This window comes from Bradyrhizobium sp. P3_C3, assembly GCF_056402655.1.
This window is the reverse complement of sequence record NZ_JBFUGY010000011.1, coordinates 34213-55948: the sequence shown is the minus strand read 5'-3', so window position 1 is coordinate 55948 and position 21736 is coordinate 34213. Positions and strand designations below refer to the sequence as shown.

The following is a 21736-nucleotide window of genomic DNA, read 5'->3' as shown; positions in this document are numbered from 1 at the left end:
GGAGCGCTGGCTTATGCCAGCGCCTTCAATGCCGCCTTGCCGCCGTAGAGCGCCTGCTTGCCGAGCTGTTGCTCGATGCGCAGGAGCTGATTGTATTTGGCGGTGCGGTCCGAACGCGCAAGGGAGCCGGTCTTGATCTGCCCGCAATTGGTGGCGACCGCGAGGTCGGCGATGGTGGAATCCTCGGTCTCGCCGGAGCGGTGCGACATCACCGAGGTATAGCCGGCCTTGTGCGCCATCTCGACGGCAGCGAGCGTCTCGGTCAGCGTACCGATCTGGTTGACCTTGATCAGGATCGAATTGGCGCGGCCGGCCTTGATGCCTTCGGCCAGGCGCTTGACGTTGGTGACGAAGAGATCGTCGCCGACCAGCTGGCACTTCTTGCCGATGAGGTCGGTGAGCTCCTTCCAGCCGTCCATGTCGTCTTCCGACATGCCGTCCTCAATGGTCACGATCGGATAGCGCGACACCAGGTCTGCGAGGTACTTGGCCTGCTCGGAGATCGAGCGGGTCTTGCCCTCGCCTTCATAGACGTACTTGCCATCCTTGAAGAACTCGGTCGAGGCGCAGTCGAGGCCGATCACGATGTCGGTGCCGGCCTTGTAGCCGGCCTTGCCGATCGCGTTCATGACGAATTCGAGCGCGGCGTCCGCCGACGGCAGGTTCGGGGCGAAACCGCCCTCGTCGCCGACATTGGTGTTGTGGCCGGCCTTCTTAAGCTCGGACTTCAGGGTGTGGAACACCTCCGCGCCGTAGCGCAGGCCCTCGGCAAAGGACGACGCGCCCACGGGGAGGATCATGAACTCCTGGAAGTCGATGGGATTGTCGGCATGCACGCCGCCATTGATGATGTTCATCATCGGCACCGGCAGCAGACGCGCCGAGGTGCCGCCGACGTAACGATAGAGCGGCATGTCGAGCGAGTTCGCGGCTGCCTTGGCGCAGGCGAGCGAGACGCCGAGGATGGCATTGGCGCCCAGCCGGCTCTTGTTCGGCGTGCCGTCAAGGTCGATCATGATCTGGTCGATCTGGGCCTGCTGCTCGACATCGAGGCCGCTCAGGGCCTCGAAGATCTCGCCATTGACAGCGCCGACCGCCTTGGTGACGCCCTTGCCGAGATAGCGGGCCTTGTCGCCATCGCGCAGTTCCACCGCCTCGTGGGCGCCGGTGGAGGCGCCGGACGGCACCGCGGCACGGCCGAGCGCACCATCTTCCAGCACGACGTCGACCTCGACGGTGGGATTGCCACGGCTGTCGAGAATTTCGCGGCCGATGATGTCGATGATGGCGGTCATGATGTGCACTTCCGTTCGTTAGGGCTGATCGGTGCCGGGGGTCTTACACGGGCCGCAAGCAAATGTGAACGCTTGGACGGCGTGCTTCGACTGACGCGTGAGCAGGCTCGGACTATCCTTGAAGTCGCCTGCTCTGCGCGTCCAACCTCAATCTGAAACAGTCGGGGTAACGCCATGAACCGCCGCCAGTTTCTTGCCTCGAGCGCTGCCCTCCTCGCCGTCCGCCCAAGTTTTGCGCAGGAAGGCCTGTTCCGGACAAAATATTTCCCCATCAGCGCCGGCATCGGCCTGCACGACCTCGCCCCCGGTCGCGACGGCACGGTCTGGTTCACGGCGCAGGGCAAGGGCATGCTGGGCAGGCTCGCCCCCCGGGATGGCAGTTTCAAGACAGTCAGCCTCGGCCAGGGCGCCGCGCCGCACGGCGTGACGATCGGCCCCGACGGTGCCCCCTGGATCACCGAGGGCGGCCAGAACGCGATCGCCCGGGTCGATCCCGGCGATCTCAAGGTCACGCTGTTCCGCCTGCCCGAAAAGTTCGCCTCCGCAAATCTCAACACCGGCGTGTTCGACAAGGACGGTACCTACTGGTTCACCGGCCAGTCCGGCTATTACGGCAGGCTCAAGCCGGGATCGGGCGAGATGGACGTGTTCAGGGCGCCCAAGGGTGTTGGACCCTACGGCATCGCGGTGACGCCCAAGGGTGAGGTCTGGTACGCCTCGCTGGCCGGCAGCTATATCGCGAAGATTGATCTTGCGACCGGCAATGCTGCCATTGTCGAGCCGCCGACGCCGAGCCAGGGGTCGCGGCGGGTCTGGTCAGATTCGCAAAGCCGGATCTGGGTCAGCGAGTGGAACAGCGGTCACGTCTCGGTGCACGATCCCGCCAACGGCTCCTGGAAAACCTGGAAGCTGCCGGGCGATCGCCCTCGCACCTATGCCGTCTATGTCGACGACAAGGACAAGGTCTGGCTGACGGATTTCTCCGCCAATGCCATCGTCCGCTTCGATCCCACGACCGAGCGGTTCAACGTTTTCGCCAGCGACAAGGCCAATGCCAATGTGCGCCAGCTCGACGGCCGCCCGGGCGAGCTGTGGGGCTGCGAGTCCGGCAACGACCGGATCGTCATGATCCAGACGATCGCGGCCGGTTGACGGCGGCGACATTTGCGTCCATCCCGGCATCCTCTGGAGCGCGATCTTATCGCGCTCCGGTTTTTTAGTTGAGCATGATCTTTCGGAAAACCGGTGCCCACTTTTCCGGATCATGCTCGAACAGGATGTGACGACGATGGCGAAGAAATCCCTCCAGCTCGGCCGTGCGGTCGAATGGCCGCACACACCGGAAGAAGCTCAGCTCGACCGCGTACCCAATCCGCAAAAGGGCACGGACTATCTGGTGCGCTTCACCGTGCCGGAATTCACCTCGCTCTGCCCGGTCACGGGACAACCGGATTTCGCGCATCTGATGATCGATTACGCGCCCGGCCCGTGGCTGCTGGAGTCGAAGTCGCTCAAGCTCTACATCGCGAGCTTTCGCAATCACGGCGCATTCCATGAGGACTGCACCGTGATGATCGGCAAGCGCATCGCGAGCGAGATCAAGCCGAAGTTCTTGCGCATCGGCGGCTACTGGTATCCGCGCGGCGGCATCCCGATCGACGTGTTCTGGCAGACCGGCCGCGTGCCGAAGGGATTGTGGGTGCCGGAGCAAGGCGTCGCGCCGTATCGCGGACGGGGTTAGTTGGAGACGAATGACGATGACATCGATATCAGCAACATTCCGCAACATTGCCTTCGGCGTTCTGACCGTCCTGTGGCTGACCGGCGCGGCCGAAGCTGCCGAGGTCCATGTGATGATCTCGGGCGGATTGACGGCTGCCTACAAGGCGCTCGTGCCGGAATTCGAGAAGGCCACCGGCAACAAAGTGCTGACGGAATATGGGCCGTCGATGGGGACGACCACCAATGCGATCCCGGTCCGGCTGGAGCGCGGCGAACCMGCCGATGTCCTGATCATGGTGGGCTATGCCCTCACCGACCTCGCCGGCAAGGGCAAGGTCGTGGCCGGCAGCCAGGTCGACCTCACCAGATCGCCGATCGGCGTTGCCGTGAAATCGGGTGCGCCGAAGCCGGACATCGGCTCGGTGGAGGCGGTCAAGCGCGCGCTGCTGGCAGCGAAGACGATCGCCTATTCCGATAGCGCCAGCGGCGTCTACGTCTCGACCGAGATGTTCGACAAGCTCGGCATCGCCGACGTCATGAAGGACAAGGCACGAAAGATTCCGGCAACACCCGTCGGCGAGATCGTCGCGCACGGCGAGGCCGAGCTCGGCTTCCAGCAGATCAGCGAGCTGAAGCCCGTGAAGGGCATCGATATCGTGGGACCGCTGCCGAACGAATTGCAGAAGATCACGATCTTCTCGGCCGGGATCGCGGCCGGTTCGAAGGAGCCCGAGGCCGGCCGTGCCCTCATAAAATTCCTCGCCTCCCCCGCCGCGCGCGACGTGATCATCGCTAGCGGCATGGAGCCGATCCCGGCGGGGGGCGCGAATTGAGGCAGGCCTACTCCACGCGCTGCTCCTGACACGCCCTCAACAGATTGGCTTCGCCAATCTTAGTCAATCGGAGGCTGCTGAGGTCTTCTTGACCGGACCGAGATCGCGCGCCGGATAGTTGGCGCCGGATTCGACGATGTGTCGTCGCACTGCTGCAACGAGCGCGGCGAGATCGCGAGACTCGATCGCATCGACGATCTCGACATGGTGTGCAGCACTTCTCTGCAGCTCGGCGTTCGAGGGCCACAAAGCAATCGGCCCTGGTCTGGCGCGATTTCTGATTTCCACGATGAGGCTGGCGAGCGATTGGTTCGCTGCATGGCGATAGATCTCGTCGTGAAAGGCTGCGTTGGTATTTGCCTGATCCGCCTTGCTGCCGCGCGCCACAGCATCTTCGAAGATTTGCTGAGCCTGCTTGATCTTCTTGAGTTCGTCGGGGCCGATATTCGGTAGCGCCTGCCTTGCCGCTTCAACTTCGAGCAGCGTGCGGATCGCCAATATCTCGCGAACGACGTTCAAGTCGGGTTGCGCGACCCGGTATCCGCGATTTTCGACATGCGTCACCATCCCGCTTGCGGCGAGCTGGGTCAGCGCACTGCGAACGTCAAACCGTTTGGCAGCGAAGGCTTCTTCCAGGTCGATCTGGCGCAACCATTCGCCCGGCCGGTAGTCGCCTTGCAGGATGGCGGCACCGATTTCCGCCGCCAACAGCCTCTTCTGCTCCTTCCGTACTTTCATGGCTGCTTCCCTTTTTGGAGCGCTTGACTTGCCAAAACTATTGCGCACAAATTGGCGCCAATAAATGTGCATAACAAATCGCGGCGGGCGGAGGAACAGTAGATGTCAGGCATCGATCGTAGAAGCTTAATGGTGATGTCGGTTCTCGGCGTCACGATGGGGCTCCGGGGCACGGCCCAGGCGGCGCCGAACGGGTATCCCGAGAATTATCAGAAGATCATCGACGACGCTCATAACGAGGGCAGCCTCCTCATTTACTCGATTATGTCGCCGGAAAACTGGCGTCCCGTGATCGAGGGCTTCAACAAGCTCTACCCGAAGATCAAGGTCGAGACCCTGGATCTCCCCGCCTCCCGCGAGAGCTTCGAGCGATATCTGGCCGAGCGGAGCACCAACAGCCGCACCTGCGACCTCATCGCGACGGCCGATCCGGGCGGATGGATCGATTTCCAGGAGCGCGGTGAAGTCCTCGACTACGTATCGCCCGAAGCGAAGGCCTGGCCGGATTGGTCAAAGCCGTTTCCCGGCGTCTACACCGTCTCGTCCGACCCCATGGCGCTGATCTGGAACAACACGCTGGTGGCCGACGGCAAGCGTCCCAAGACACTTGCCGAGTTCGTCGAGCTTGCGGTCGCAAACGAGAAGACCTGGCGCAACCGCATCACCAGCTACGGCGTGCATCAAACAACATTCGGCTACGGCATCAGCTACGCGTTCGTGAAGAAGCACGGCGAAAAGGCCTGGGACTGGTTCGCCCAACTTGCAAAGCTTTCGCCCCGATTCGAGCGTTCCGGCGGCCCAATGACCGAGAAGGTCACCTCCGGCGAATACACCATGGGCTTCTTCGTTTCGGCCATCACCTTCTGGCCGCGCCTGAACGATCCGGCCCGGGCAAAGATCCTCGGCTGGAGCTTCATCAGAGACGGTCAGCCGGTCGTGCTGCGCGGCATCGCGATTCCGAAGGGTTCGAAGAACGTCAACGCAGCAAAACTAATGCTCGACTACGTCGTCTCGGAGGACGGTCAGCGCGCATTCGGACGGGGCGGCCTGACGCCGGCACGCCCTGGTGTGAAGCCGGGCGACGGAATCCGTCACACCTACTCGTCGATCGTGGAAGCCGTCGGCGAGCAGAACATCTGCTACATCGGCTACGATCGGGACGCGGTGCGGGACTACGACAGCTTCCTCGCGCGCTGGAAAAAGACCTTCAATGTCGCTTGACGCAAGCAGCGCGCTGGGGTCGTCGGCCGCGGACGCTTTGCCGAAGCCGCTGCCCGGCCGCGATACCGTCATCCAGTACGGCATGGCGCTGCTGACCATTGTCCTGATCGCAGCGCCTCTCCTGCCCGTTCTCTATCAATCTTTCCTGGATCGTGCGCTCTACGATTCCGGCCAGCAACTGACGCTGGGCAATTTCGGGCGCCTGCTTCGCACCGACGGCTTCGCGCTCGTCATCTGGAATACGTTCGTGTTCGCCACCCTCACCACCGTGATTTCGCAGACGCTGGGCACGCTGGCGGCGGTGCTGTTCGGCCGCACCGACATGCCGTTTGCGCGGTTGTTTGGCGAGCTCTTCCTGTGGCCGATCTATCTCTCGGCGCTGGTACTGTCGTTCGGCTGGTACACGATCTACGGACCGGCCGGCTACCTCACGCTTCTGGTTCAGTCGATCTTCGACGGCGCGCCCTGGAATCTCTACTCGCTGCCGGGCATGGCGATGATCGCGGGCGTCTCGCAAGCACCGGTCGCCTACATCTACTGCATGTCGTCGGCCTCGATCACCGATCCGACTTTGGAGGAAGCCGCGCGCGTGACCGGCGCCGGCACCTTGAGGACCTTGTGGCGGATCACGCTGCCGCTCCTCATGCCGGCGATCGCCTATAGTGCCGTGCTGAACTTCACTGTGGGGCTGGAGCTCCTCGCAATTCCGCTGGTGTTCGGAGATCCCGCCGGCATCACTGTGCTGACCACGTTCCTCTACAACAACGGCGTGGCGTCGGCCCGCCCCGATCACGGGCTGGTGGCAACGGCTGCCGTGCTGATGCTTGCCGTCGTCTGCGTGTTGGTGTGGCTACAAGGACGCCTGCTCGGTAACACAAGGCGCTTCGTCACGCTCGGCGGCAAGGCCACGCGACCGCGCCCTTTCCGCCTGAACAACCTGCGCTGGCCGCTTTGCATCGTCTCGGCGATCTACATCACCGCAACTGTCGTGATGCCGATCGGCGCGCTGCTGCTGCGCGCCTTCACGAGCCTGCTGTCGCCGATGGTGCCGATCAGCGAGGTGCTGACGCTCGGCAACTTCGCCAACATACTCGAATACCCGGTCTACCCGCGTTCGATCTGGAACTCGCTGATCGTCAGTTCGGTCGGTGGCGTCGTCGCCACTGCGATGGTCGCCCTGATCGCCATCATCGTGCTGCGGTCCGACTTCCGCTGGCGCGGCGCGCTGCACTACGTCGCGCTGTTTCCCCGTGCCGTGCCCGGCGTCGTCGCCGGTATCGGTTTCTTCTACGCGTTTGCGCTCGTGCCCGGCCTGGGCGGCCTCCGAAACACGATCTGGATTCTGGTTGCCGCCTTCACGATGCACTTCATTCCTGTGGGGCTCGGTGCGGTTGCTCCGATGTTGTTGCAGATGAGCCCGGATTTCGATCGCGCCGCCCGTACGCAGGGCGCGGACTGGTGGACGACGAGCCGGCGCATCGTTTTGCCTTTATTGCGGCCGGCACTCGTTGCCTGCTTCATCATCCTCTTCATCACGTTCTTCAAGGAATACACGACAGCGATCTTCCTGTTCGCACCCGGCAGCGAAGTGATCGGGACCACGCTGCTCCAGGCATGGACGCAGGGCGAGGTCGGTCTGGTGTCCGCGCTGGCGACCATCCAGATCCTGGTGATCGGCCTCTGTGTCACCGCGGCGCGCGCTTTTCTCGGAGTGAAGCTTTATGGCTGAGTTGCTGATCGAGAACCTGCACAAGCGGTACGGACCGGTCAAAGCGATCGACGACGTCAACATCCACGTTGCCGATGGCGAGTTCGTCACGCTGCTGGGGCCGTCAGGGTGCGGCAAGTCAACAACGCTCGGCGCCATTGCCGGACTGGATCAACCGACGAGCGGACGCATCCGCGTCGGCAACAAGACCTATTTCGACGGCGAAAAGGGAATCTTCCTGCCGCCGGAAGCGCGCCATTGCGGGCTCGTGTTCCAGAGCTACGCTTTGTGGCCGCACATGACGGTCTATGACAACGTCGTGTTTCCGCTCAAGCTGCGCAAGGTATCGACCGCCGACTGCAAGCGCCGCGTCGAGGAGAGTCTCGCTCTCGTCGAGATGGAGCGCTTTCAGGACCGCTATCCGCATCAGCTCTCGGGCGGCCAGCAGCAGCGTGTCGCGCTCGCGCGAACGTTGGTCTACCAGCCCGAAATCCTCCTGCTCGACGAGCCCCTGTCGAATCTCGATGCAAAGCTGCGCGACCGCGCCCGGACCTGGCTCGCCGAACTACGCACGCGCCTCGGCCTGACGACGATCTACGTGACGCACGACCAGGTCGAAGCGCTGGCTCTGTCCGACCGCATCGTGGTCATGAATGGCGGCCGCATCAGCCAGATCGGCTCGCCCCAAGAGATCTACACGCGGCCGGCAGACAGTTTCGTCGCCGACTTCATCGGAACGACCAATTTCCTGAACGGCGACGTGGTCGGGGCGCCCGACGGCGATGGACAGACACTAGTCAGTCTCGCCGATGGTCAGCGCGTTCTGATCAAGTCCGACAAACGTCCATTACTGGGCGACAAGGTCACGTTTGCCTATCGTCCTGAGCAGATGCGCCTGGCGGCGGCCAACGATCAGGCGATCGGAGGTTCGATCGTTGAAGCCGACGTGGTCAGCCATTCCTATGTCGGCGGCCGATGGCAAATCGGATTGAGCGTCGGCGGAAATCAGATCCGCATCGAAACCCAGGAGGCAACGACTGACCGCCAGTTGCGCCTGTGGCTGCCTGTCACCGGCGGCATCCTGTTTACAGAACGGAACCATGGCAAATCCCACTGACGCCACCTCTCCCGAAAGCGGACTGCATCAGGCCGATTACACCCCCGGTGTCCGCGGCCCGCTGACAGGGCTCCGCGTCATCGACCTCTCGAGGCTGGTCGCAGGCAATCTGCTCACCCAGCATCTCGCCGACTTCGGCGCCGACGTCATCAAGGTCGAGCCGCGCGAAGGCGATACGCTGCGTGGCTGGCGCACCAAGGGTGTCGAGACCAACTGGAAGATCCATTCGCGCAACAAGCGCAGCATCTGCCTGGAATTCCGTCACGACGAAGCGGTGCCGCTGATCCGCAAGATGATTCCCGGCGCCGCGATGCTGGTCGAGAGTTTCCGTCCCGGCACGCTCGAGCAGATGGGGCTTTCGCCGGAGGAACTGCTGCGGCTAGAGCCCAAGCTCGTGATCGTTCGCATATCGGGATGGGGGCAGACCGGCCCCTATCATCGCCGGCCCGGCTTCGGGACATTGGTGGAAGGCTTTTCGGGCTTCGCCGAGATGAACGGCTTCCCCGATCGTGAGCCGGTATTGCCGCCGATGTATCTGGCCGATGCCCTGTCCGGTCTCACCGGAGCGTTCGCCGCGATGGCGGCCCTTCGGGAGGTCGAGATCAACGGCGGAAAGGGACAGGTGATCGACCTGCCGCTGCTCGACCCGATCGTGAACTCGCTCGGGCCTCAGGCGGCAAATTACCGTTTGACCGGCGTGGTCAAACCGCGCAGCGGGAGCCGCTCGAGCGGCTCGGTACCGCGCAATGTCTACCGCACGCTCGATGGCGGCTGGGTCTGTCTGTCGGCATCCACGCAAGGCATGGCGATGCGCGTGCTACGTTCGATCGGCCGCCCGGAGCTCTGCGAGGATCCAAAGTTCAAGACCAACGAGCAGAGGCTCGTCCATGTCGCCGAACTCGACAAGATCATCGGTGATTTCATCGCGACACGAACGGTCGACGACAACGTCGCCTTCTTCGAGGCGGCCGAGGTCACGATCGGTCCGGTCAACGACACCGTCCGCTTGATGAACGATCGCCACGTGCAGGCCCGGGGACTGCTGGCCGACTATCCCGACGAGGACATGGGAACGTTCCCGATGCACGCCGTCCCGGTACGCCTGTCCGAGACGCCCGGAAGCATCCGGACGCCTGCGCCACGCCTCGGTCAGCACAGCCGCACCATCCTGGCCGAAGCCGGCCTCAGCCCTGACGACATCGATGCCGCCCTCGCCTCGGGCGTTGTGAAGGAAACCAGCACATGACAGTTGAACGAAAATTCCCGGTCTGGCGCTCTGCGCTGTTCGTACCCGCGAACGTCGAGCGGTTCGTGGTCAAGGCCGTCGAGCGCGGCGCGGATGCGCTGATCATCGATCTCGAGGACAGCGTGCCGCTGGCTGAAAAGGCCAACGCTCGAAAGCTGATCCCGGGCATCGTGAAGCGCTTTCGCGACACCGGAAGTTCGGATGTCATGGTGCGGATCAACCAGCCGCTCGAATTGGCGGTGCCCGATCTGGAAGCGGCTGTCATCGCCGGCGTGGACGCGATCAAGATCACCAAGGTCGAAGGCGCCGAGCATCTGCGCCTGCTCGACGAGATGGTGACCAGACTGGAGATCGAGCGCGGATTGCCCATCGGCAAGATCTGGTTTGTCGGCCTGATCGAGGCGCCCGGTCCTCTCTCTAGGGCTCACGAGATCGCGCGATCGATCCCGCGGCTGGCCGGCATTTCACTGGGTGCGGAAGATTATGCCACCGCCATCGGCGCCAGGCCGACGGAAGAAACCCTGTTGATGCCGAAGCAACAGGTCGTGCAGGCAGCCCGCGCCGCCGGCATCATGCCGCTCGGCACCATCGGCTCAGTCGCCGATTTCTCCGATCTGGAAGGATACACAAGGATCGTCAGGCGCTCTGCGGACTTTGGCTTCGTGGGTTCTGCCTGTATCCATCCGTCGCTGGTGCCGATCCTGAACGAGGGTTTCAGCCCCTCCGCCAAGGAGGTGGCGGACGCCGAGCGCGTCGTTGCGCTCAACAAGCAGGCGGCTGCCGAGGGCCGCGCATCCTTCGCCATCGACGGCAAGATGATTGATATTCCGATCGTGCAGCGCGCCGAAGCGCTGCTCGAACGCGCGCAAGCAATCGCCGCCCGCGCGCATCGCCCTCGTTGATTGTGCCACCCCAGCGCGGCGCGAAGCGCCGTCTCTGGGGGCCAAGGACATTCGATAGAGCGCGCGGCAGCCCTTACGCCACCGCCCTCACCTTGCTGATGAAGCCGTCGACCTCCGACGTCAGCGAGGTCGACTGGCTCGACAGGTTGGCGGCGGCCTTAAGCACGCCGGACGCGGCGCGGCCGGTCTCGTTCGCCGCTGACGATACGGTTGCGATGTTGCGGGTGACGGTCGAGGTCGCTTCCGCCGTGTGCTGCACGGTGTTTGCGATCTCGGCGGTGGCCTTGTTCTGCTCCTCGATGGCGGCGGCGATGACGCGGTTGATGCTCGAGACCTCCTCGATGGTCTTGACGATGCCGTCGATCGCCGAGACCGCCTTCTGCGTCGCCCCCTGGATCTCCGTGATCTGGGCGCTGATCTCTTCGGTCGCCTTCGCCGTCTGCGAGGCCAGGTTCTTCACCTCGCTCGCCACCACCGCAAAACCCCTGCCGGACTCGCCGGCTCGGGCTGCCTCGATCGTCGCGTTCAGCGCCAGCAGATTGGTCTGGCCGGCGATCGAGGTGATGAGGCCGATGACCTCGCCGATGCGATCGGCGCCGTCGGCAAGCGCGCGCATGGTGCTGTCGGTTTCCTTGACGGTGACAACCGCCTGCTCGGTGGCGCGCGTCGCCTGCTCGACCTGGCGGTTGATCTCGCGGATCGAGGCGTTGAGCTCCTCGGCTGCGGCCGCCACGGTCTGCACGCCGCCGCCGACCTGGTCGGCCAAGGTCGAGGCCGAGCCGGCCTGGGTCTGGGCCTCGGCCGCCGTGCCCGAMATCGAGCGCGCGGTCGTCTCCAGCTCGCCCGACGCGCTCGACAGCGTCTGTACCATCTGGCCGATGCGGCTTTCGAATTGCCGCACGAGGCCGGACAATTCGGATGCACGCTTCTCCTTGTCGGCGCGCCCGGCGGCCTGGTCGCCGGACAGGCGCTCGGCGTTGATCATGGCCTCCTTGAACACCTGGAGCGCCGCGGCCATGCGGCCGATCTCGTCGTTGCGGCCGAGACCCGGCACCTCGCCGGCGAAATCATGCGCCGCGAAACGGGTCATGACACCGGTGATCGCGGTCAGCGGYCGGGTGACGCGGTTGCGCATCAGCATCAGCCCGCCGATCGTCAGCGCCAGCGAGGCCGGCACCAGCAGGCCGAACAGGATCAGGCTGAAGCGGGCGCGCGAGGCGCCCTCCTCGGCCCGCGAGATCATGTTGGCGAGCGCGGTTTGGGTAACCATGACGACATTGTTGGCGCCGACGAGCTGACGATCGCGGTAGTCGATGCCTGCGACGCCGGCGGGCTCGCCGGCGAGCAGCTTGGTCGCAATGGCGTTGCGTTCGTCGCTAAGCGCGCCGGAGATTTCCGGCTCGGCGTTACGGATCGCCTGCAACAGCTCGGGCGAGGCCACATTCGGGCTGAGATCGCGCACGACCACCCAGGACTGCTGGATGCGCCCGCGCAGATCGGCAAAGGTTACGCCATCGGCTGCGGTCCAGTTCTTGTTGGCGAGGATCGAGGAGAACTGAACGAGAATGGACTGACCTGCGTTGGCGCGGGCCTGCCAGGAGGCCTGCTTGGCGATCAGGAGGCGATCGACCACGGGATCGATCAGCGTCATCGCGTTGTCGACATGGGCGGTGACGTCGCCGATCGCGTCCATATAGGCGTCGCTGATCTTGGCCCAGCTCGGTTGCAGGTTCGCGTCACGCGCCGCCTTCTCCTGCTTCAGCGCAGTGACCGCGCGCGGCCGCAGCTCCTCGAGCTGCGCCCAGATGCCGCGGAGCTTGTCGAGCTTTTCGGCAAGACCGGGCGCTTCAGCGGAAGCGAGGCTCTGCAAGGCCTGCGCGTAATTCTTCTGCACCGTGGCTCGCTGCTCGGCGAGGCTGTTCATGACGGTGTCGGGCGCGGGGGCGGCCGACGCCAGATAGCTCAGCGTGTCACCGCGCTCCAGGCGAAAAATCACGAGCGTATTGGTCAGGTCGCGGCTGGCGACCGCGAGCGAGACGATGCGGTTGCTGTCCGAGTAGCGGGTGACCGCAAGCTTCAGCGCATAGGCACAGATGACGACGAGAACGAGACCAAGAGACCCAACCACCGCCCCGAGGATGCGGGCGACTGAACGCTGCTTTTGCATCGACTGATCCATATTGCCGCCAATACGCGGTTCGCGGGCAATCTACGGAGCGAACGATGAGATTTGATTTAAGATTGAACGGCTTTGGCTACCAATCTCTTCCGGGAAAATACGGAAACCGGTAGTTCGATACTCCCCTCAGACCCGTGCGTCCGAGGGTGCCCGCTGCTTGAGCAGCCGGGCGCAGACGAGACCAAGCACCATCATGATCGCGGCGCTCGTGAGCAGGGTCGAGACCTTGCCACCGTGCTGGAGGCCAAGGCCATAGGCGATCGGGCCAACGGTCTGCCCCATGAAGAAGAAGAACGAATGCAGCGACATCGCCGTTGCCCGCGCCCCGATCGACAGCTCGCTGGCGAACACCTGCAGGCAGCCGTGGATCATGTAGAACCCCCAGCCCATCGCCAGCATGCTGGCGAATTGCAGCTTCCATCCGGGACCGAAGGCGAGCACGCCGAGCTGCAGTCCGACGAGGCCCGCGCCCGCAATCATCATGCCCTTGACGCCGAGCCACGGCAGGAAGCGTGAGACCGTGAAAGTGTAGAACAGTCCGCCGATCGCAAAGCCCGCGATCACGATGCCTGCGATCGACGGCGACTTCTCGCCGAGATCAAACAGCAGCGCGGCGATGAATGGAAACAGGCCGAATACGCAGCAGCCCTCGACGAAGACCGCCGAGTAGCAGTAGCGCGTGTTGGGGTTCGCGAAGATGGTCCGGTAGCCCTGCCGCAAGGCCTTCAGATCGGTCTTCGGCGGCGCCGTCAGCGCGGCACCGCGAAAGCCCGCGGCCACCGCAACGGCCGCGATCAGGCCGAGTGCGCCGAGCATCATGAGCACACCGCGCCAGCCGATGAGTTCACCGATGATGCCGGAGGCGGTCGCACCGAGCAGATTGCCGGTCATCGAACCTGCAAGCGTGCGGCCGATCGCGACCTGCCGCTTGGCGGGTGCAACGAGGTCGGCGGTCAGGCCGAGGGCGACCGGAAATACGCCACCGGAGGCGATCCCGGCGAGGATGCGGCTCGCGAACAGGCCCGAGAAGGTGGTCGCGACCGCGCCAAGAATGCAGGAGACGCCAAGCAGCGCCAGGCACAGCGTCATCAACCGCGCCTTGCCGAACAGATCGGCGGCCGCTCCGATCACCGGCTGAACCAGCGCGTAGATCAAGGCGTAGCCGGCCGCGATGCTGGCGGCCGTCGTGATACTGATCGAAAAATCTTCCGCGACATGCGGCAGGACGGGATCGAGCGCGCGCGTGGACAACGCCGCCGAGAAGCTCGCGAGCGCGATGATATTGATCGCGGGCGGAAACTTCTGGTCGGACGACGGCCCGGTCGCAGGCGGGGACATCAGCGCGTTGTGCTTTTCGTCACCGCGTCGAATGCCATCAGCGTGCGGATCAGCCCTTCGAACTCGCGCAGCGGCACCATGTTGGGCCCGTCGGAGGGCGCGCGATCAGGGTCGGGATGGGTCTCGATGAAGACGCCGGCAACGCCGACCGCGACGGCTGCGCGCGCCAGCACCGGCACGAATTCACGCTCGCCGCCCGAGGACGTCCCCTTCCCGCCCGGCTGCTGCACCGAATGGGTGGCGTCGAAAATCACGGGCGCGCCGGTGGTGCGCGCCAGGATCGGCAGCGCGCGCATGTCGGAGACCAGCGTGTTGTAGCCGAACGAGGCGCCGCGCTCGGTGACGAGCACATTGGGATTGTTCGCGGTCGTGATCTTGGTCACGACATTGGCCATGTCCCAGGGCGCGAGGAATTGTCCCTTCTTGACGTTGACGACCTTGCCCGTCGCGGCGGCCGCCAGCAGCAAATCGGTCTGCCGGCACAGGAAGGCCGGGATCTGGAGGATGTCCACAGCTTGCGCCACCTCGGCGCACTGCGCGGCGTCATGCACGTCGGTCAGGACCGGCAAGCCGAGAGAGGCGCGGATCTCGGCGAAGATCGGCAGCGACTGTGCGAGCCCGAGACCGCGTGCCGCCGACGCGCTGGTGCGGTTGGCCTTGTCGAACGAGGTCTTGTAGACGAGGCCGATATTCAGCCGCGCGGCGATCTCCTTCAGCGCGGAGGCCACCTCCAGCGCATGCTGGCGGCTTTCGAGCTGGCACGGCCCGGCAATGATCGAGATCGGCAGATCATTGCCGAACTTGACCGTGCCAATGGTGACGACCGGCGCCGCTGAATTCGAAGAGCTCAAGGCCAATGTTCCTCGTTTCGGCGCGACCATAGCCGCCATCAGGGTCGGATCAACCCCATTCGCCCCGGGCCCCCCGAATATCAGGGTTGCGCCGGGGTTCCGTGCGAGGCCCTTGCGCCGGCGGCCCCTTACTTCACCGCCGAGAACGCGGTCGGCGTCAGGAGCTGGCTGACGATGTTGCCGACGATCTGGCCGTCCGCTTCGCTCTCGGCACGCGCCTTCATCCAGTCCGGGTCGGTCATGAACTTGCCCCACTTCGCTTCGCGGTCGGCGAGCGAATCCCACGCCAGGAAATAGGTCAGCTCCTGGTTGGATTCGCCGATCAGCGTGGTGAAGAACCCGGCCTGCTTGATGCCGTGCTTCTCCCAGAGCTTCAGCGTCACCGTCTCGAACCGCTTCAGGAGCGCCGGCAGGCGGCCGGGCACGCAACGGTAGATGCGCATTTCATAGATCATTCTTGTTCCTCCCTGATGACGTCGGGGGTTATAACGGCTGGCCGTGACGGTGTCTTCGGCGCTGCCCGATACCGCCCGCGGCGTCTGGCGCATGGCTTGCCGGCCCCGATCGCACCCGGTTCCCGTAATGCTGCCGCAATGATACTGCCGCTACAACGCCTCGGTTGAGGCTCAGGTGCGGATCATGCGGATTTTGCTCGTCGAGGATGAAGCGGAGATGGCCGGGGCGCTGGCCTCGGCGCTCAAGCGGTACGACATGATCGTCGATCACGTGCCAACGCTTGCCGAGGCCGAAGAGGCCATTTCCGCCGACGTGCACGCCGCCGTGCTGCTCGATCGCCAGCTGCCCGACGGCGACGGTCTTGCCCTGATCCCGAAACTGAGAGCGCGCGCCGACGGTGTGCCGATCATCGTGTTGACGGCACGCGGCGAGCTCGCCGATCGCGTCGCCGGGCTCGACAGCGGAGCGGATGATTATCTCGCAAAGCCATTCGCGGTCGAGGAATTGCTGGCGCGCCTGCGCGCGGTGTTGCGCCGGCCCGCCGGGGTTCAGCCCGATATCATCCGCGCCGGCCGCCTCGCCTTCGACTTCGGCCATCGCGAGGCGAGCGTCGACGGGGCTCCGCTCGAACTGCCGCGGCGGGAGCTCCTTGTGTTGGAAGCCCTGGTCCGCCGCATGGGCCGGACCGTGCTGCGATCGGCGCTGGAGGAAGCGGTCTACAGTTTCGACGACGAGATCCAGTCGAACGCACTCGATACGCATGTCTCGCGGCTGCGCCGCAAGCTTGCCGAAGCCGACGCGCACGTGGAGATCCACGGCATCCGCGGCGTCGGCTATCTCCTGAAGAAACTGCCGTGAGCAGGCACGCCGACCCATATTGCCTGCGCTCTCGGCTGAGCTGGCGCCTGCTTTCGCTCCAGGCCGCGCTGTTGGTCGCTTTGGTCGTCGTCATCATCGGCGCACTGTGCGCTACAGGCTTCGTGCTGGTCCAACGGGACGAAGACCGCGTGATCGACGTCGTGCAGAGCGCGCTCGCGCGCGACGCAGCCGGCGGCCTGACGCTGCGGCCGACGGCTGAGCTGAAAGCGTTGCGCGAGGAGGCCCCCGACCTCTGGTTGCTGGTTCGCGACAGGCAGGGGCATTCGCTCAGTGAAGGCCCCGTGCCGGCTGAATTCGCCGGGATCGGCGGCGCCCTCGACCAGATCAGCCAGGCGCGGCTCGGCTGGCAGCTCTTCGAGGACGACCCACGCAAGCCGGCGGCGCGGTTGAAACGCATCGACACGGCCGTCGGCAACGTGCAGGTCATCACGGCGACGCAGGGGAAGCTCAGCGGCGCCAAGGCGGTGTTCACGACGTCGCTGGTGTTGCTGGGCATCGCGCTCCCCGGCCTGCTGTTGATGGGGACCGCGACGTTCATCGCGACGCCGATGGTCGTGCAGCGCGCTTTCAGAGGATTGGACGCGACCGCAGACCAGGCCCGGCGTATCGATATCCATCAGCGCGGCGCGCGGCTGTCGGTGGAGCAGATTCCGCTCGAGGTGGTGCCGCTCGTGGCCGCGGTCAATGACGCTCTCGCGCGGCTCGATCAGGGTTACGCCCGCCACAAGCGCTTCGTTGCCGACGCCGCGCACGAGCTGCGCACGCCGATCGCGATCCTGAACACGCGGCTGGAATCGCTGCCGTCGGGACCGGACAAGACCCGCCTGATCGAGGATGCGGCGCGGCTCGCGACCCTTGCCGAGCAATTGCTGGATATCCAGCGGCTCGACCGTTGYGGGCATCCATTCGTGCCGGTCGATCTGGTCTCCGTCGCGCAAGGCGTTGCCGCCGACCTCGCACCGCTCGCGATTGCGGCTGGCTATGAGCTGTCCTTCGACGCGCCTACGGCGCGGATCGACGTACTCGGCGACGCGGCCGCGCTCGAACGCGCGCTGACCAACCTCGTGCAGAATGCCATCCAGCACGGCCCTCGCCGCGGCACGATCGTCATTCGTGTCAGCCGTCCCGCCAGCATCGAGGTCACCGACGAGGGCGCGGGCATTCCGGCCGATCAGCGCGAGCTGATCTTCGAGCCGTTCTACCGGCTCACGCCGCTCGATCGCGGCGCCGGCCTCGGCCTCAACATGGTGCACGAGATCATGCTCCTCCATGGCGGTCACGTTTCGGTCCTGGACGGACCGAACGGCGGTGCGTGCTTCAGGATGACGCTRCCGCCCCTGCAACAGGGCTGATTCAATTCGTCTCTGCGTCTCAAGCGCAATGCTGTCGCAATGCGCTCAGGCGACTCTTCGACCGCCTCACCTCTGATTTGCGAGGCGCAATCGAAATGCCGGAGTGCGCATGCCCAACGATTTCCTCTCATTCTTCCTGTCCTGGATGTCGGCCCCGCGGCGGGTCGGCGCGATCGCGCCTTCGGGCGCTGCCCTAGCCGATCTCATCACCCGCGAGATCACCGCAACGACAGGCCCGATCCTCGAGCTCGGCCCCGGCACCGGCGCCTTCACCTACAAGCTTCTGAAACGCGGCGTGCGCCAGCAGGATCTCACGCTGATCGAATACGGTTCGGACTTCACGAAGCTCCTGCAAATCCGTTTTCCCGGCGCGCGCGTGTTGTGGATGGATGCTGGGCGGCTCACGACGGAGCGGCTCTATGACGGCGCGCCGGTGGGCGCCGTGGTCAGCGGCCTGCCGCTGCTCAACATGTCGACGCGCAAGGTCGTCTCCATTATCGGCGGTGCGTTCCGTTACGTCCGCCCGGGAGGCGCGTTCTATCAGTTCACCTACGGGATGAGCTGCCCCGTGCCGCGGCCGGTGCTCGACCGGCTGGGCTTGCGTGCAAAGCTGGTGGATCGCGCCTTGCTGAACGTGCCGCCGGCCGCCGTCTACAAGCTGACGCGACGGCCGCAGATGAAGATCGTCACGGAAACGCTTGCGCCTGATGCCTCAATGCCGGTCGCGCCGGCGCCGATGCACCTCGTGCGCGACTACACCGCCGCGCCCTGAGGCATCACACCAGCCGCGACTGCACCATCGCCGCCTGAATGAACGAAGCGAAGAGAGGATGCGGCTCAAAAGGCCGCGACTTCAGCTCGGGGTGGAACTGAACGCCGATGAACCACGGATGATCCTCGTACTCGACGATCTCCGGCAACACGCCGTCGGGCGAGAGGCCGGAGAATTTCAGCCCGTGCTGCTCGAGGCGGTCCTTGTAGGCTGTGTTGACCTCGTAGCGGTGGCGATGGCGCTCGGAAATCTCGGTCGCGCCGCCATAGACCTGCGAGACGCGACTGCCGCGGTTGAGCGCCGCGGGATAGGCGCCGAGACGCATCGTGCCGCCGAGATCGCCGGCCTTGGAGCGCTTCTCGAGCTCGTTGCCGCGCAGCCATTCGGTCATCAGGCCGACCAGCGGCTCCTTGGTCGGGCCGAACTCGGTGGAGTTGGCGTCCTCGATGCCGACGAGGTTTCGTGCGGCTTCGATCACCGCCATCTGCATGCCGAAGCAGATGCCGAAATACGGCACGTCGCGCTCACGCGCGAACTGCGCCGCACGGATCTTGCCCTCGGCACCGCGCTGGCCGAAGCCGCCCGGCACCAGAATGCCGTTGACGTGTTCGAGGAACGGCGCGGGATCTTCCTTCTCGAAGATCTCGCTCTCGATCCAGTCGAGATTGACCTTCACCTTGTTGGCGATGCCGCCATGCGAGAGCGCCTCGATCAACGACTTATACGCATCCTTCATGCCGGTATATTTGCCGACGATGGCGATGGTGACGTTGCCTTCGGGATTGCGGACGCGCTCGTTGATCTGCTGCCAGCTTCGCAGCTCCGGCGGAATCCGCGAGCCGATGCCGAAGGCGGCGAGCACTTCGTCGTCCAGGCCCGCGTTGTGATAGGCCTCGGGCACGGCGTAGATGTTGTCGACGTCGCGCGCCTCGATCACGGCGCTTTCCCGCACGTTGCAGAACAGCCCCAGCTTGCGCCGTTCTTCCTTCGGGATCTCGCGGTCGGTGCGACAGAGCAGGATATCCGGCTGGATGCCGATCGAGCGCAGCTCCTTCACCGAGTGCTGCGTCGGCTTGGTCTTCAGCTCGCCCGCGCTCGGGATGTAAGGCAGCAGCGTCAGATGGATGTAGACGGCATGATCGCGCGGCAGCTCGTTCTTGAGCTGACGAATCGCCTCGAAGAAAGGCAGGCCCTCGATGTCGCCGACGGTGCCGCCGATCTCGACCAGCACGAAGTCGTAATCGTCATTGCCGGAGAGGACGAATTCCTTGATGGCGTTGGTAACGTGCGGAACCACCTGGATGGTCGCGCCGAGATAATCGCCACGCCGCTCCTTGGAGATGATGTCCTGGTAGATGCGCCCGGTGGTGATGTTGTCCTGCTTGGTCGCAGGCCGGCCGGTGAAGCGCTCGTAGTGACCGAGATCGAGATCGGTCTCCGCGCCGTCATCGGTCACGAACACTTCGCCGTGCTGATACGGCGACATCGTTCCGGGATCGAGGTTGAGATAGGGGTCGAGCTTGCGGAGGCGGACCTTGTAGCCCCGGGCTTGCAACAGGGCACCGAGTGCCGCTGAAGCCAGACCTTTGCCGAGCGAAGAGACCACGCCGCCGGTGATGAATATGTACCGCGCCATGGGACTTAACCTCTAATCCCTCGAATTCGATTCGCCAAAGCGATTCGTATTCCGCCCCAAATAATTTGCGGGCCTGTGGGTGAGCCAAAACTAAGAGTGGTGACAGAGCCTTGATGGGGATTTTTGATGCAGGACGGTAGAAGCCGCCCTGCATGGCCCCCCTGCTTTATTGCGAGCGCGGCACCTGCGGGCCGGCTGGCGCCTGGTTCTGCTGCTGTTCGTCAGCCTTCTTCAGCGAATCCAGGATGCCGCCCGAGGTCGGCGGCGCGATCGGGGCGCCTCCGGCCGGCTGGGTCTGGGACGCCGGCGCGCCGATGATCGACGAAGGCGCCCGGTTGTAGCCGGCATGCCAGGACAGGAACAGGCTGGTGAGGAAGAAGCCCCCAGCCAGGATCGCGGTGGTCCGCGTCAAAAGGTTCGCGGTGCCGCGGCTCGACATGAAGCCTGCGCCTCCGCCCATGCCGAGGCCGCCGCCTTCCGACTTCTGGAGCAGGACGGCGCCGATCATGACGGCGACGATCATGAGGTGAATGACGATGACAACAGTCTGCATAGTGTCCTTCCGTCACAAGCCGACAGCGCCGAGACGGCGGCCGATCGCGCTTCGCGGGTTTTCCTGAAGTTGCGCGGTGTTACACGATCAGAAGAGGCATTGCCACCCCCCGATCGGCCACGGCCGCGCTTTGAGATTAGCTAGGGGCAGCCCTTCGCAATCGCAAGGAAATCGGCCGCCTTCAGGCTGGCGCCGCCGACCAGCGCGCCGTTGACGTTTTTCACGGACATCAGCTCGGCCGCGTTCGACGGCTTGACCGAGCCGCCATAGAGGATCCGCATCCTGGCCCCGTCCGCCCTGAACCGCGAGGTCAGGAGTTCCCGGATAAAGCCATGAATCTGCTCGACATCCTGGGCCGTCGGGGTCAGGCCGGTGCCGATCGCCCAGACCGGCTCATAGGCCACCACCAGGTTGGCGGCGGTCGAGCCGTCCGGCAGCGAGCCGTCGAGCTGGCCGCGCAGGATGTCCAGTGTCTGGCCGGCATCGCGCTGGCCTTGCGTCTCACCGATGCAGACGATCGCGGTGACGCCAGCGCGCCATGCGGCCTCGGCCTTCTGCCGGATCAGGGCATCGCCCTCGCCGTGGTCGGCGCGACGCTCGGAATGGCCGACGATGATGGCGGTCGCACCGGCATCGGCCAGCATTTCGGCAGCAATATCGCCGGTATGGGCGCCTGAGGCCTTGGGGTGGCAATCCTGCGCCCCCACCGCGACCTTGCTGCCGCGCGCTTTGTCGGCGAAGGCCGCGATCAGGGTCGCCGGCGGGCAGACCAGCAAATCGGCCTTGGCGGCCACCTCTGCCGCGCCTTTGAGCATGGCGTCGAATTCGGCAGCCGAGCCCTTGAGGCCGTTCATTTTCCAATTGCCGGCGATCAGCGGTCGGATGGCGTCGGTCATGTCAATTTCCAGCAAAATGAGGTTTGTGCATGCGCTAGCAGA

Annotated in this window: 20 protein-coding genes; 11 read left to right on the top strand and 9 right to left on the bottom strand. The window is 64.6% G+C overall.

The window, feature by feature from the left end; genetic code table 11:
* Positions 1-11: 11 nt before the first annotated feature.
* On the bottom strand, positions 12-1295 hold the full coding sequence (eno, locus tag AC1DW2_RS14595) for a phosphopyruvate hydratase (protein ID WP_028149603.1): 1284 nt from the start codon (positions 1293-1295) through the stop codon (positions 12-14).
* 174 nt (positions 1296-1469) lie between these two features.
* On the opposite strand from eno, the gene AC1DW2_RS14590 reads away from it, so the two are divergent.
* From AC1DW2_RS14590 to AC1DW2_RS14580, 3 genes are all read left to right on the top strand, one after another.
* Entirely contained in the window at positions 1470-2447 is a 978-nt protein-coding gene (locus AC1DW2_RS14590) for a Vgb family protein (RefSeq protein ID WP_477006400.1), read from the top strand.
* Between the two features lie 112 nt (positions 2448-2559).
* Positions 2560-3036: a preQ(1) synthase gene (gene queF, locus AC1DW2_RS14585; protein WP_041960296.1), complete on the top strand. Its 477-nt coding sequence runs from the start codon at positions 2560-2562 to the stop codon at positions 3034-3036.
* Between the two features lie 16 nt (positions 3037-3052).
* Positions 3053-3850 carry a substrate-binding domain-containing protein gene (locus AC1DW2_RS14580; protein WP_231142077.1) on the top strand — a complete coding sequence of 266 codons (798 nt, stop codon included), beginning with the start codon at positions 3053-3055 and terminating at the stop codon, positions 3848-3850.
* Between the two features lie 63 nt (positions 3851-3913).
* Here the strand turns inward: AC1DW2_RS14580 and AC1DW2_RS14575 are convergent, their stop codons facing one another.
* On the bottom strand, positions 3914-4588 hold the full coding sequence (locus AC1DW2_RS14575) for a GntR family transcriptional regulator (RefSeq protein WP_167767911.1): 675 nt from the start codon (positions 4586-4588) through the stop codon (positions 3914-3916).
* Between the two features lie 102 nt (positions 4589-4690).
* Between AC1DW2_RS14575 and AC1DW2_RS14570 the strand changes: the two genes are divergently transcribed.
* From AC1DW2_RS14570 to AC1DW2_RS14550, 5 genes are read left to right on the top strand one after another with little or no spacing between them, the layout of a single operon-like run.
* Positions 4691-5809: an ABC transporter substrate-binding protein gene (locus AC1DW2_RS14570; protein ID WP_477006399.1), complete on the top strand. Its 1119-nt coding sequence runs from the start codon at positions 4691-4693 to the stop codon at positions 5807-5809.
* Complete coding sequence (locus AC1DW2_RS14565; protein WP_477006398.1) at positions 5799-7538, top strand: ABC transporter permease; 1740 nt, start codon at positions 5799-5801, stop codon at positions 7536-7538. The genes AC1DW2_RS14570 and AC1DW2_RS14565 overlap by 11 nt, the downstream gene beginning before the upstream one ends.
* Positions 7531-8634 (top strand): ABC transporter ATP-binding protein, encoded by a 1104-nt coding sequence (locus AC1DW2_RS14560; RefSeq protein ID WP_477006397.1) that lies wholly within the window; start codon positions 7531-7533, stop codon positions 8632-8634. The genes AC1DW2_RS14565 and AC1DW2_RS14560 overlap by 8 nt, the downstream gene beginning before the upstream one ends.
* Positions 8618-9880: a CaiB/BaiF CoA transferase family protein gene (locus AC1DW2_RS14555; RefSeq protein WP_028156065.1), complete on the top strand. Its 1263-nt coding sequence runs from the start codon at positions 8618-8620 to the stop codon at positions 9878-9880. The genes AC1DW2_RS14560 and AC1DW2_RS14555 overlap by 17 nt, the downstream gene beginning before the upstream one ends.
* Entirely contained in the window at positions 9877-10782 is a 906-nt protein-coding gene (locus tag AC1DW2_RS14550) for an HpcH/HpaI aldolase/citrate lyase family protein (RefSeq protein ID WP_477006396.1), read from the top strand. The genes AC1DW2_RS14555 and AC1DW2_RS14550 overlap by 4 nt, the downstream gene beginning before the upstream one ends.
* A 73-nt stretch (positions 10783-10855) precedes the next feature.
* Here the strand turns inward: AC1DW2_RS14550 and AC1DW2_RS14545 are convergent, their stop codons facing one another.
* The 4 genes from AC1DW2_RS14545 to AC1DW2_RS14530 form a co-directional block, all read right to left on the bottom strand.
* Positions 10856-12949 carry a methyl-accepting chemotaxis protein gene (locus tag AC1DW2_RS14545; RefSeq protein ID WP_477006395.1) on the bottom strand — a complete coding sequence of 698 codons (2094 nt, stop codon included), beginning with the start codon at positions 12947-12949 and terminating at the stop codon, positions 10856-10858.
* A gap of 138 nt (positions 12950-13087) precedes the next feature.
* Positions 13088-14299: an MFS transporter gene (locus AC1DW2_RS14540; RefSeq protein WP_477006394.1), complete on the bottom strand. Its 1212-nt coding sequence runs from the start codon at positions 14297-14299 to the stop codon at positions 13088-13090.
* Positions 14299-15150: a 3-deoxy-8-phosphooctulonate synthase gene (kdsA, locus tag AC1DW2_RS14535; RefSeq protein WP_477006393.1), complete on the bottom strand. Its 852-nt coding sequence runs from the start codon at positions 15148-15150 to the stop codon at positions 14299-14301. The genes AC1DW2_RS14540 and kdsA overlap by 1 nt, the downstream gene beginning before the upstream one ends.
* A gap of 128 nt (positions 15151-15278) precedes the next feature.
* The gene (locus AC1DW2_RS14530) at positions 15279-15605 is read right to left on the bottom strand and encodes an NIPSNAP family protein (protein ID WP_063983065.1); all 327 of its coding nucleotides are present in this window, start codon (positions 15603-15605) and stop codon (positions 15279-15281) included.
* 184 nt (positions 15606-15789) lie between these two features.
* On the opposite strand from AC1DW2_RS14530, the gene AC1DW2_RS14525 reads away from it, so the two are divergent.
* The 3 genes from AC1DW2_RS14525 (at position 15790) to AC1DW2_RS14515 (ending at position 18609) form a co-directional block, all read left to right on the top strand.
* Positions 15790-16464 carry a response regulator transcription factor gene (locus AC1DW2_RS14525; RefSeq protein WP_063983064.1) on the top strand — a complete coding sequence of 225 codons (675 nt, stop codon included), beginning with the start codon at positions 15790-15792 and terminating at the stop codon, positions 16462-16464.
* Positions 16461-17837 carry a sensor histidine kinase gene (locus tag AC1DW2_RS14520; RefSeq protein ID WP_477006392.1) on the top strand — a complete coding sequence of 459 codons (1377 nt, stop codon included), beginning with the start codon at positions 16461-16463 and terminating at the stop codon, positions 17835-17837. Before AC1DW2_RS14525 ends, AC1DW2_RS14520 begins: the two co-directional genes overlap by 4 nt.
* A gap of 109 nt (positions 17838-17946) precedes the next feature.
* Complete coding sequence (locus tag AC1DW2_RS14515) at positions 17947-18609, top strand: class I SAM-dependent methyltransferase (protein WP_038943059.1); 663 nt, start codon at positions 17947-17949, stop codon at positions 18607-18609.
* 4 nt (positions 18610-18613) lie between these two features.
* Here AC1DW2_RS14515 and AC1DW2_RS14510 read toward each other — a convergent pair whose 3' ends face one another.
* The 3 genes from AC1DW2_RS14510 to tpiA all read right to left on the bottom strand — a co-directional run bounded on the left by AC1DW2_RS14510 (position 18614) and on the right by tpiA (position 21694).
* Positions 18614-20245 carry a CTP synthase gene (locus tag AC1DW2_RS14510; protein ID WP_014494987.1) on the bottom strand — a complete coding sequence of 544 codons (1632 nt, stop codon included), beginning with the start codon at positions 20243-20245 and terminating at the stop codon, positions 18614-18616.
* A gap of 166 nt (positions 20246-20411) precedes the next feature.
* Positions 20412-20798, bottom strand: a complete 387-nt coding sequence (secG, locus tag AC1DW2_RS14505; RefSeq protein ID WP_063983061.1) for a preprotein translocase subunit SecG — start codon at positions 20796-20798, stop codon at positions 20412-20414.
* A gap of 140 nt (positions 20799-20938) precedes the next feature.
* Positions 20939-21694 (bottom strand): triose-phosphate isomerase, encoded by a 756-nt coding sequence (gene tpiA, locus AC1DW2_RS14500; RefSeq protein WP_354096064.1) that lies wholly within the window; start codon positions 21692-21694, stop codon positions 20939-20941.
* Positions 21695-21736: the final 42 nt, after the last annotated feature.